Here is a 12,314-nt window from a genome sequence, read left to right as displayed (position 1 = left end):
GGGACAGTTTTAACTTGCAGCGCCAGCTCCCGGCATAATAAAATTTTTTTTAATAGTTTTGTCTTGCTGTTACACCTGATTCCGGCAAAAAAGGCCCGTAAATTGCTATTACAGACGAGCAATGCGGGCTGACGCATTTATAATTCAAAATCTTGTATGAAAAAATCAGTTAAAATATTGTGGCTGACTGTGTTATCGCTGACGGGAGTGTTCATTCTGCTTTTACTGCTGATCAATTTCCGTATCATTGGCAACATGCCATCCATGGAGACCCTGGAAAACCCCAGGGCAGCCCTTGCTTCTGAAGTAATTGGAGACGACGGCACCATCCTGGGTAAATATTACCAGGTAGACAGATCCAGCTCTGATTATGATGAAATTTCTAAAAATGTGCTCAATGCGCTGGTGGCTACTGAAGACGTTCGCTTTTACGAGCACTCTGGTATAGACCCATATGGTACTATTGCCATTCCTTTTTACCTGGCTATCGGTAAAAAGAGGGGTTCCAGCACCATCACCCAGCAGCTGGCACTGAACCTGCAGGCGGATAATAGTGGTGTACAGCGTTCTAAAAATATGATAGAAAGAGGTTTCCAGAAAATGCAGGAATGGCTGATTGCCGTAAAACTGGAAAGAAACTTCACGAAAGAGGAAATCATTACCCTGTACCTGAACACCGTACCTTTCGGGGACAACGTATATGGTATTGAAAATGGTGCCCGCACTTTCTTTAGTAAAGATGCCGGTCACCTCTCCATCGAAGAAGCTGCTACCCTGATTGGTATGCTGAAGGGTACAAACCTGTACAATCCCCGCAGGAATCCGAAAACCGCCAAGGATCGCCGTAACACGGTGATCGAGCTGATGGCCAAAAATAACTTCATTACCAATGCAGAAGCAGAGGCCGCGAAGAGCAAGCCGATTGTACTGCGTTATAATAAAATAGACCATAACAAAGGTCTTGCGCCTTACTTCCGTGAAGTACTGCGGGATGAGCTGAAACAATGGTGTAAGGATCACAAAAAAGCAGACGGTTCTGAATATAACCTGTACCGTGATGGTCTGAAAATCTATACTACGATCAACCCACGCATGCAGCTGTATGCAGAAGAAGCGGTGGATCATCACCTGAAAGACCTGCAAAAGGTTTTTGCACAACAGGCAAATATTAAATCAGGTTCTGCATGGAAAGGTCATGAAAACTACCTGGAGCGGTATATGAAAGAGTCTGACCGCTATCAGAGCATGGTGGCTGCAGAAATTTCAGAAGACGAGATTAAGAAATCATTCAATACACCTACCAGGATGAAAGTATTTTCCTGGAGGAGCTATACAGAGCCTGAACTGAACGAGATTGATACCGTGATGACACCTATGGATTCTATCCGCTACATGCGTGCTATATTGCAGGCCGGCTTTATGGCGATGGACCCTGAAAGTGGTGAAGTGAAAGCATGGGTAGGCGGACCTGATTTTCGTTATTTCAAGAATGATCACGTATTAAAAAGCAAGCGCCAGGTAGGTTCTACATTCAAACCATTCCTATATTGCTATGCGATTATGAACGGGTTTTCTCCGGGCACCGTTTTGCCAAACGAGCCGGTGACGTTCCCTAAATATAACTATACCCTGAGCCGCAACTCAGAAGGTAGTGTAGGTGGTAGTATTTCTATGGCGGGCGCACTGGCCAGGTCACTGAACCTGGTGTCTGCTTACCTGATCAAGCAGTTAGGCCCCGGGGCAGTAGCTGACTTTGCGAATGAGAAGATTGGATTTTCTGTGAAGATTCCGCCTTATCCTTCTATTTGCCTGGGTACACCAGAGATTCCGCTGTACGATATGTTGCAGGCCTATACTATGTTTGCAGCACGCGGTATCGTTACCAAGCCGATTTACATCACCCGTATTGAAGATAGAAATGGTAACATCCTGGAAACGACAGCGCCTGAGAAACGCGAGGTGATCAGTGAGAATGAGTCTTACGTGATGACCAAGATGATGGAGGGGGTAACTGGTCCGGGTGGTACATCTGCACGTTTACGTTTCCGTTATGGTATTAAAGGGCAGGTAGCTGGTAAGACAGGTACAACCAATGATAATACGGATGGTTGGTTTTTGGGCTTTACGCCACAGTTGCTGGCGGGTGCATGGGTAGGTTGTGAAAACAACTTCCTGCATTTCAGCACGACAGCGAATGGTCAGGGTGCGAATACAGGGTTGCCGATCTGGGCGTATTTCTTCCAGAAAGTGTATGCAGATCCTACATTGAAGATAGATCCGAATGCAACATTTGCGATACCAGCGTCAATAGACAGCCAGGATTATTCAAATACGGAAGATAATGTGAAACCGGGTGCAGAAGCTGAGGATCAGGGGAATGGTGCTGCCAGCGATTATATTGACGTGGGTGATTATGGAGAACCCACTAAGCCGGCAGAGAAACCGAAAGAAGAGCCGAAGAAAGAGAATAATAATAATCTACAGCAACCGACACCAAAAGCGGTGTTACCGCCTAAAAAAGATAATTAATCAAAAAACGCTTTTGTCTTCCGACAAAAGCGTTTTTTTTCGGGTACCTGATGGAGACAGGTATCGTTTAAAGCGATATTTTATTTTTGATTCAACCATTTTTTATTTACTTGTCAGCTACGTAATGCAGCTCCCTGTATTTCATTGCATTATTAATTAACTGAATGGCCAGTTTCAGCACGTCTGATTCTTCCTTTGCCTCTACCTTATCCGCATCATCAGTTGGCTTATGGTAGTCATCATGTGGTCCTGTATGCAGGAAGATCACCGGTACTCCACTGATATAGAAATTATGATGATCAGAAGGGCCTTTTCCGGCTCCATCTGTGAAGAATTTAATACCAGGTTGTTCTACCCCTTTGAATACCTCCGGCCATTCTTCAGCACTTGCATATCCACCAATACCTATCCCCCGCTCTGCATTGTAACGGCCAATCATATCCATGTTCAGCATAAAATGTACTTTTTCCAGCGGAAATACGGGGTGTGCTACATAGTATTTGGAACCCTGTAGACCCATCTCTTCACCGCCAAAAGCAATGAACAGGAAATTGAATTGTTCCTTCTGTCCGTTCTGTACAAAATACCGGATAAATTCCAGCAGGCCTGCAACACCGGAGGCATTGTCATCTGCCCCATTGTGAATTTGTCCTTCAGGGTACTTGCCATCAAACAAATGTGCAGTACCAATATGATCATAATGCGCACCAATGACAATCGTACGGGGAGCACCGTTATCCAGGTAACCAATCACATTCCTGCTGGGAATATCATGATGTTCCTTGCGATCAAAGGTAAAATCCTGGAAATAGCTGCTACCATTTGCAGGCTGCAAGCCTAACTTTTTAAACTGCTTTGCCACCCATGCAGCTGCCTTTCTACCACCTTTTTCATTGGTACCACGGCCCTGGAGTTTATCGGCCGCCAGGTAGTTGACAGTACTACGGATACGGGCTTCAGCAGGCAAGTAATCCTGCGAAAAGGCATTTACGAAACAAGAGGTGCTGAACACCAACAATAACAATCGCTTCATTAGGACATGATATATAAATGAGACCAAAATAAAACAGCCCTTACTTGTGCAAGCGAAGGGCTGATTACAATATTATAAGGCCAAAACTACGGGATAACATTTACTTAGGCATATCACAAATGTGCCATTTATAAGGTTAAATATGTATTACAATGGGGTTAAAAAAAGCCCCTTCCCTATGGAAGGGGCTATTGTACAACATACAGCATATAGGGGTTAAAAATCAGGTGGAGAGGGGTCCAGGTACAGCATTATGCCATACTCGCCGTCCTGTGTCCAGCCTCTCAGAAAATCTGATTTTTCAAATGTGATCAGTCCAGCCGCAGGGTCGGATACATAAATTTTGTTCCCCCTTATTTTATACACGACAATAAAGCGGCGCTGATACCAATACCCAATACAGGGTAACAGGTCGAGAGATAAAAGGTCAGCCAAAGAAACTTTTGCCCCCAAAGTACCAAAACCAATTTTTCCGGCGGCCTCGCCGAGATCCTGCAGGGGGCTGCCACTTTCGGCAGTCGCCCACAGGGATTTTAGATATTCATGTGTAAAACTCTTTCCAAAATGTGTACTTAGTATGTGTAAACAGGCAGGGCCACCGTCTGTTTTGCCCTGTTGTTTACAATGGGGAAATGGATGTTTTTTGCTCTGCGGATTTAGACTTTTGATCATATCCATGAGTCTTTTGTGGGTGATTGGGTTATTATCTAACAACGATGAAAGGCCGGCTATTTGTTTGCGTGTTCAGGTGCATACACCTGAAGTCATAAATAGTCTCCATTCGGTTTTAATTTTAGATGTTATAAAAGCAGCAGATCAGTCCATGGAAGTTCTTCATTAATCAGGCGCCCCAGCAGGACCAGTGCTACGCCCGGCAAGCCTTCCAGCATGCGGGTTTCACGGCCTTTGAAGCTTTCTTCGTTCAGCACTACTTCCAGTCTTTTTATTGTTTCATTGATCCAGTAATGCCATCCTCCCAGGTAACTTTCTTCATTACTATGACGGTACAACGAATAATAATACTGTGCTAATCCGGCTGTGCCATTCAGAAAGTAAATATCGTCGATCTGTGTAGCCTCGCCGGTTCTGCGCATGAGTGAGCTGCCGCCCACCAGATCGGCCATTTGCTTCAGGTTTTCGTCTTGCAATACAAAGGAAGCTTTGTAAAAAAGAGATACCTGGTTCAGATCGCCATGGCACCATCCGAGACGGTTATTATAGTTTTTTTCATCTTCTGCTTCACTGGTAGTGAGTGGAAAGAACGACCAGTCCTGTCCTACCAGGTCTACTTCGCGCAGGTGATGGCGGATGAAGCGGATGCCCTGCTGTAGCAGGAAACCAGTCTTTTGTGTATCTATCTCTGCTTCGTGCAGGGCAGTGAGTACAGAAAAAAATCCTGCCTGTCCCTGCGACAAACTAAAGTTGATTTGTCGTGTACCAAACAGGAAGATATTCTTAAACCAGATACCATGTTTGGTCACTACACATTTATCATACAACACGCGGAGGATTTCCCTGAGGTATGTTGCTATTTTAGGCTGTGGCAGCCTGTCTGTAAAGTATTTGATGATGCCGAAGGCACCGTGCAGATAATCCTGTTTATCTTCTTTGATCAGTTGTAAAGCCTGATGAAAGAGATAGTCGTCATATCCGGCCAGTTCCTTATCAATGTCTATATCCAGAAGGCCATCTTTATACAGGAGGTTGATCACACTGGTGAGGCCGCAGATACCGGTTGCGAGGGAAGGCCCATCCAGTTCCAGCGTACATTTATTCATATGATCCCATACCTCGTCGAGCAGCGCATATGTCTTATCTAAATAGGTATTGTCTCTGTAGCCCTGCCATAAGGAATGATAGTACACGATCAGGCCCAGCTTACCGCCGCCCATCAGGCTGTCATTATCAGCGCAATGCTGATCTATGAGCTGATGTAGCTGAGTGAGGAGGCTCTCCACTTTTACCGGTTCCTGTACCATTCCTGAATGCTTTTAGCAAACTTATAAAGTATGTGGGGGGTAGGGAAAAAAGATACACGGATTTAAGTTTTAGAGGGACGGATTTGGGGTTTTTGTGGGGTTACCTTTTGGGGTTTTCCGTATACGCGGTTGCGATAGAAAAAATCTTTTGAAAGTCACGTCCTGCGTAGATTCCCTGCGCAGTTGGTCTCTAATTTTGTTATTGTAATCCCTAATAATTGTGAAATATGAAACAGACAAACAACCCCACCCAAAAGAAGACGTTGACCCTGAATAAGGTGACAGTATCTGTGTTTAATAACAACGTTGTTAACTCCAAGAATGGTGGCAAATTCGCATTCGGACAGGATACTACAACATCCGTAAATTGCGTAACTACGGTAACCCTTTAATTTATTTAAGGGAGGGCAATAAAAAACTTGTAGTGTAATTCCGAATATTAACTAATTTTCAAGGCTAAGCTAAAAATCCTCCCGACGGAGGGCCCTTTTAGTTCAGCCTTTTTTATTTTTGCACCTGTGCTTTACTAAACCCTTTAAAAACTACATGTTTAATTACCCAGCGTTAATCCGCTTGACAAGCCTATATCTTCTAATAAATTTAACCTTTTTCACAAGCGTACATGCGCAAACCGCCTCCTGTGATTGTCGTGCTACTTTGGATGAATTAAATATCAAAGTACGGAATAACTATCCCGGCTATCCAATTAAAATCACAGCCGCAAATGAAGCTAGTTTTAAACAGTTTACTGACAGCCTGAAAAGATCGGCTGATACGGCCAACTTTATTTCCTGCTTTCATATCCTACAAGGATGGATGGGATATTTTAAAGACAAACATCTTGTTCTGGCACTCAAAGAAGGACCCAAAAATTCAGATCTTATACGCAGTATTTTTAAAAATACCTATAGTTACCATATATCAAAAGATTCCCTGCTTAGCCGATGGCAAAAGAAACCTGACTTTCCACTGGAAGGAATATGGAATACCGGAGGACTATATGAAGTAGCCGTAGTAAAAAAAAATAATCATTACCTGGGTGTAGTTACGAAAGGGGACGATATATTCTGGACTCCGGGACAAATTAAATTTGAACTACAACAGGAAAATGAATTTAATTGGAGAGTGATATTTTATAATCGTTACCACGAGAAAGATACCTTCACGACCTATATTGATGAAAATGCCTATTTGCTGGACCTTAAAAGTTCAAAATGGGAGAAAACATACCCTGCCCCTCCCCATCAGATTGCAATCATCCCAGCGGATAGTTTCTATTGCGCAAAACCAGACAGCAATAATATTGTATTAAGGCTCCCTAGTTTTGACTTACAATATAAACCACTGATAGACAGTTTGATTACAAGCAATTTCAATTCTATAACCCATACCCCTCACCTCATAATAGATGTACGCGGGAATATGGGCGGTTTTAACCTTAGTTTTGAGGAACTTCTGCCACTCCTCTATACTGATACTATTATTAGCCCTGGGGCATATATTATGGCCACAGACGATAATATTAAATTATATGAAGACCTTTTAAAAAATGATCAGTACCCGGAAGAAAGTAAACAACAGACAATCAAATTAATACAGAATTTAAAAAAACACCGGAACGGCTATTATCTGACCCCTGACGCCATTGCAACTTATCCACAGGTCCGGAAATTTCCGGCAAAAGTGGGCATTCTGATGGATGAGGGAAGTGGAAGCGCCACAGAATTCTTAATTTTAGCCGCGAAACAAAGTAAAAAAGTAACTTTGTTCGGAAAGCGGTCAACGGGTGCTGTGGACTATCTCAATCTGGTGAGCCCCAGACCAATGGCATGCTCCCAGTATATGCTGTGGTGTCCAACAGCAAGATCAGCCCGTCTACCACAATATCCTATTGATAACACCGGTATTATTCCAGACGTTGAAATACCTAATCAGGTAGATTGGGTCAACTTTGTTCGACAATACCTAGCAAAACAGGAGAATACAATTGCCACGTCTTCAAAATAAAAGAACATCTTTCGGAAAACGACTGACCACTGTATTGCTGCATATAGGGTTATGGTTATTGTATGCTGGATTGCAGCTAACAGCCTCCCTTTCTGAGATGCCAAATCTCCTTAAGTTACTTTACACTACAAGTTTTATATTCGTCACCCTGGCAACAATTTTTTACGCAAATTCCGAGTGGTTATTGCCCAGGACACTGGAGAAAAATAAAAAATTACTGTGGGTACTGGGTATAATAGTGCTCTTTGGCTATAGCCTTATTGCCCGTTATTTTTTAATAACTACTCTTTACCCTCTGATTCATCATTCCAAGTATCCATCCATACCTGTTATAAGTTTACTGCTTAGTAACCTATGGTGGTGGTTTCAGCCGGTTGCTTTTTCTACCGGATATTGGTTTGCTAAAGTTTCCATCAAAAGGGAAAGGATGATGCGCCTGCAAAAAGAAGAACTAAATCGCAGGGAAACCGAACAGTTGCGACTCAAACAGGAAAAACTGGAACTGGAAGTTGCTTACCTCCGTGCCCAGATCAACCCTCACTTCCTCTTCAACACCCTCGGGTACTTCTACAACAAAACCGCTGATACGCATCCTGATGTAGCCGAAGGCATTGCCGCCCTCACCAACATCATGAGATCTTCACTGAAAAAAAGAGGCCCGGACGGCATGGTTTCATTAGAAGAAGAAATCGAACATATCGAAAGCCTTATCAGTATCTACTACATGCGTTTCAATAACAACATCCATATTGAATACAGCAGACCTGATAACCTTCTCGGTCAAAGAATACTCCCACACATCCTCATCACACTGGTAGAAAACGCTTTCAAACACGGTGAACTGCACAACGCTGTTTACCCACTGAAAATAAAGCTCACCTTAGATGACAGTGGCCTGCATTTCTACATCAACAACAAAAAACGGATAGGCCCTAAAGAAATCTCCAACGGCATTGGCATGGAATACGTGCAGCGCCAGCTGGAAAACACCTATCCTAAAAAATATTCTTTCGAAATTAAAGATACGGACCTGTTTTATAGCCTTTCTTTACATATTGCTACCACCGAAATTACCCTGCATGATCAACTGTTATATAATTGACGACGAGCAACACGCCATAGACCTGCTAACCGGCTATGTGCAACGGACTCCCTTCCTGAAACTGGTAGGCAGTACCACCGAAGCCCTCGATGCTATCAAAGTGATCAGTAATGAAAAAGTAGACCTGGTATTCCTGGATATTCACATGCCCAGCATCTCGGGTATCGACCTGCTGAAAATCTTTAACAACCATACCAAAGTCGTTCTCACCACCGCCTACAGCGAATACGCCATGGATGGTTATGAACACGACGTAGTCGACTACCTGCTAAAACCTATCACCTACCAGCGCTTTCTGAAAGCCGCTCAGAAAACACTGAACATGTTTCAAACCATGTATGTCAACAAAGGTGAAATCAGTGAAAAAGCAGAACCGGAGGTAGATTATCTGTTTGTAAAGTCAGAACATAAGGGTAAACAAATCAAAGTCAATTTCAACGATATCGATTATATAGAAGGGCTGAAAAACTATGTAGCTTTTCATTGTGATAAGGAAAAAATACTGGCATTGCTCAAGATGAAGGACCTGGAACAAACCCTGCCCCCACGGCAGTTTGCCAGGATTCACAACTCGTTCATCATCTCCCTGAACAGGATTGTTTCTGTAGATGGCAACCAGGTTATTCTGCGCAAACCAGATCAGCAAACCATCGCCCTGCCGATTGGGATTACATTCAAGCAACCTTTTTTTGACATGATAAAGCTGAATAAGTAGATTGATAAGGGTTGTGTATCACAAGTAAAATGAAGGCCCAGAAGGTCAGGTAAAAAATATTTTTCCATCAGGATGCCCGAATTAAAAGGGGGTGTATCGAACTTGCGATACACCCCCTTTGGTACTTAATTGACGACCTCCTCAAAACGGATCGTCCCCCATTAATTTGATTGAATCCGTTTCTTTTCCTTTTCAATACCCGTCTGCCTTTCTGTTCTTGGCTTTATTTTACTATTACCCAACCGGTATGTAAAACTCAGCATCGCAAAACGGGAGTCAAATAAAAAATGCTGCCGGATATTTACCTGCTGATAATCCGACGCCAATGTAAATTGCTGTCCCCTGAAAATATCGTTCACACTCAATTTGAGCGTTCCTTTATTTTTGATTACATTCCTTTGTACACCTGTATTCAATACCCAGTAGCTGGTCAGTGCGCCCAGGCCGGTATTGGACCTGGAGGCATAAATCGCATTCAGCTCCAGGGTAAAGAGACGGGGAAAACTAAAGGTATTATTTGAAATCACATATGCCCCGGGTTTAGACTTCGGCAACGTGATGTCGTTGTAATCGTAGTGCATGTAATAGAACTGAGCTGAGTTCATGGTATTCCACCATTTTGTCAACGCAGCTGTATAAGTGATGTTCAGGTTGTAGTTATCAAAGTGTGTCACGTTCTGATAAGTTGTAATCAGCACCTTGTTATCCCCTGCTACATACACACCTGAAATCGCATCGTTTGTACGGGAGATACTGAGTGTGGTGTATAACCGCTGTTTCCAGGTATGCGATAACTCTACTGATGTGGTATTCTGCGGATTCAGGTCCGGGTTCCCCTGAAAGTAATAATATTTGCTACGGAAGAACAGAAATGGGTTTACGTATTCGTACTGGGGTCTGTCAATGCTTCTTCTGGCAGAGAGGCCAAAACGGTGTGCTGCAGAGGCTTTGTATTGCAGGGAAAAACCGGGATACAACCCGGTGTAGTCCTTATTGAATACCTGTGAACTGGTAATACTGTTGCCTTTGACATGGGTGTTTTCTACCCGCAGGCCAGCCTGGAACACCCATTTCTTAAATTGGTTGTGATAATTGATGTATCCTGCGTTGACGTTTTCTTCGTAGATGAAATGGTTGGTCTTGGTAGCATCATTTACCCAGGTGTCATTGTTCAGCACTTCCCAGCGGATGTCGCTGTCTGTTTTTACAAAGACGGTTTTCAGACCGGCTTCAAAGGTGCCTATTTTGGTAGGACGGGTAAAATCAGCTGATACGGAACGGATGGCTACAGATACAGGAGAACTGTTGCGGATCACGTAGGGTAACTGAAAAACCTTCATCTGGGTATCCAGGTAGGCGGTGTTGAAATTGTCTTTCCAGCGCTGATCGTAATAAGCATAGTCTCCATTGATGGAGAGCTGGGTGCCGGTAGTGTCAAAGTTATGCTGGTAAAACAGATTGGCTGAATAGTTATTGATATTGGCATGCCCAAGGGTATGCATATTCAGCAGGGAGTCAAAAGGGGCAGACTGGCTGGGGCGGAACAGGGTCTGGTCTGTGCCATCCCTGTCGCGGCCCAGGAAGTTTCCTTTCAGGTCCAGGCCTATCGTGTTTTTGTTGTCGATTGTGTAGCTGATACCTGCATTGACGTTATGGATGTCCTTTTTGCGTACTTCATAGTTTCCCTCCTCTATGTATTCTGCCTCCAGGATCCTGTCTGTATGGACGTCGTAGAACTGTTCGTTGCGTTGGTAATTGTAATTACCGTAGATGTTCAGGTTATCTTCGCGATAGTTCAGATCTCCACCGGCGGTGTAGCGGCCGTAGCGGCCTCCGCCGCCACCTATGCTCAGGCTGCCGTTGGTACCGGACTTACCTGTTTTTTTCATCCTGATATTGATGATGGCTGAAGCGGCGGCATCGTATTTTACTGATGGGTTGGCGATCAGTTCTATCTTTTCAACGGCATTGGAGGCGGTGGAAAGCAATAGATTCTTAAGCATTGCGGCAGTAAAATAAGATGGGCGGTCGTTGATGTAGACCATGACCTTCTTTCCGTTGAGGGTAATGGAACCATCATCGTCCAGTCTGACACCTGGCGATCGGCGGAGGAGTTCTTCCAATGTGTTGCCGGTGGCGAGTGGGCTTTCGGCTACATTGATGATCATTTTGTCGGCGGTTTGTTCAATGAGTGGCTTCAGGGCCGTCACCTGGTGGGTGTTCAGGTCGTAAGAGACTGAAAGCATGCCGATGGCAGGCAACGCCAGGGATTGGGTACTCAATTGAAACGGGCCGGTCGTTTTGTCACGATAGCCGAGGTATTTTACCTGGAGGCTATAGTTACCCGGTTTCAGGTTTTCGAACGTGAAATTGCCCTCTTTATCAGTCTGGGTGGCTTGCCTGATGGTGTCTGTGAGTAATAACACCATGGCAAATGGCAGATTTTGGTTGCTGAGGGAATCGGTTATTTTGCCTGAAACGGATAATCTGAGTGACTGTGCAGGCATACGGACAGTGCTGCACAGACAAAAGAATAGTACACTCAGTTGTATCGGCTTCATATAGGGTTATTTATCACTTTACAAACATAAGGTTCAGGTTTGATGATTAAAAAATTATTACATCGATTCTTTGATTCGGGGGACAGATTATGTGGGGGAAATGGGGAATCTGGACCAGATAAATTGGCCTGCGGCAGCAAGGAAGGTTTTCTTTTTTTTTGGCTGACGCCGGAGGGGCGGGTTTTGTGACTGCGGGGAAGCTTGGATGGTGGGGAGTTAGCCTGCGGCAGCAAGGAAGGTTTTCTTTTTTTTTGGCTGACGCCGAGAGGGCGGTTTTTGTGACTGCGAGAAAGTTTGGCTGGTGGGGAGTTGGCCTGCGGCAGCAAGGAAGGTTTTCTTTTTTTGGCTGACGCCGGAGGGGCGGGTTTTGTGACTGCGGGGAAGTTTG

General features: G+C 44.2%; 9 protein-coding genes. 5 read left to right on the top strand and 4 right to left on the bottom strand.

The features are described 5' to 3' along the window. Nucleotides 1-156: 156 nt before the first annotated feature. On the top strand, nucleotides 157-2,529 hold the full coding sequence (locus ABDW16_RS25415; protein ID WP_343673687.1) for a transglycosylase domain-containing protein: 2,373 nt from the start codon (nucleotides 157-159) through the stop codon (nucleotides 2,527-2,529). 106 nt (nucleotides 2,530-2,635) lie between these two features. On the opposite strand, the gene ABDW16_RS25410 is transcribed toward ABDW16_RS25415, so the two are convergent. The 3 genes from ABDW16_RS25410 to ABDW16_RS25400 form a co-directional block, all read right to left on the bottom strand. Continuing rightward, nucleotides 2,636-3,562: a M20/M25/M40 family metallo-hydrolase gene (locus ABDW16_RS25410; protein ID WP_343673685.1), complete on the bottom strand. Its 927-nt coding sequence runs from the start codon at nucleotides 3,560-3,562 to the stop codon at nucleotides 2,636-2,638. Between the two features lie 216 nt (nucleotides 3,563-3,778). Beyond that, the gene (locus ABDW16_RS25405; protein ID WP_343673683.1) at nucleotides 3,779-4,234 is read right to left on the bottom strand and encodes a cysteine peptidase family C39 domain-containing protein; all 456 of its coding nucleotides are present in this window, start codon (nucleotides 4,232-4,234) and stop codon (nucleotides 3,779-3,781) included. Between the two features lie 128 nt (nucleotides 4,235-4,362). Then, complete coding sequence (locus tag ABDW16_RS25400) at nucleotides 4,363-5,541, bottom strand: lanthionine synthetase LanC family protein (RefSeq protein ID WP_343673681.1); 1,179 nt, start codon at nucleotides 5,539-5,541, stop codon at nucleotides 4,363-4,365. 227 nt (nucleotides 5,542-5,768) lie between these two features. Here ABDW16_RS25400 and ABDW16_RS25395 point away from each other — a divergent pair, with 227 nt between their 5' ends. From ABDW16_RS25395 to ABDW16_RS25380, 4 genes are all read left to right on the top strand, one after another. Continuing rightward, nucleotides 5,769-5,933, top strand: a complete 165-nt coding sequence (locus tag ABDW16_RS25395; RefSeq protein WP_343673679.1) for a hypothetical protein — start codon at nucleotides 5,769-5,771, stop codon at nucleotides 5,931-5,933. A gap of 154 nt (nucleotides 5,934-6,087) precedes the next feature. Then, the gene (locus ABDW16_RS25390) at nucleotides 6,088-7,548 is read left to right on the top strand and encodes a S41 family peptidase (RefSeq protein WP_343673678.1); all 1,461 of its coding nucleotides are present in this window, start codon (nucleotides 6,088-6,090) and stop codon (nucleotides 7,546-7,548) included. A gap of 427 nt (nucleotides 7,549-7,975) precedes the next feature. After that, entirely contained in the window at nucleotides 7,976-8,650 is a 675-nt protein-coding gene (locus tag ABDW16_RS25385) for a histidine kinase (RefSeq protein ID WP_343673677.1), read from the top strand. Next, nucleotides 8,628-9,365: a LytTR family DNA-binding domain-containing protein gene (locus ABDW16_RS25380; protein ID WP_343673676.1), complete on the top strand. Its 738-nt coding sequence runs from the start codon at nucleotides 8,628-8,630 to the stop codon at nucleotides 9,363-9,365. Before ABDW16_RS25385 ends, ABDW16_RS25380 begins: the two co-directional genes overlap by 23 nt. Before the next feature lie 161 nt (nucleotides 9,366-9,526). On the opposite strand, the gene ABDW16_RS25375 is transcribed toward ABDW16_RS25380, so the two are convergent. Then, nucleotides 9,527-11,926 carry an outer membrane beta-barrel family protein gene (locus tag ABDW16_RS25375; protein ID WP_343673674.1) on the bottom strand — a complete coding sequence of 800 codons (2,400 nt, stop codon included), beginning with the start codon at nucleotides 11,924-11,926 and terminating at the stop codon, nucleotides 9,527-9,529. Nucleotides 11,927-12,314: the final 388 nt, after the last annotated feature.

It is taken from the genome of Chitinophaga sp., from assembly GCF_039596135.1.
In the GTDB taxonomy this organism is placed as follows: domain Bacteria; phylum Bacteroidota; class Bacteroidia; order Chitinophagales; family Chitinophagaceae; genus Chitinophaga.
Note: the sequence above shows the minus strand (reverse complement) of the source record. Positions and strands in the feature narration are given on the sequence as shown.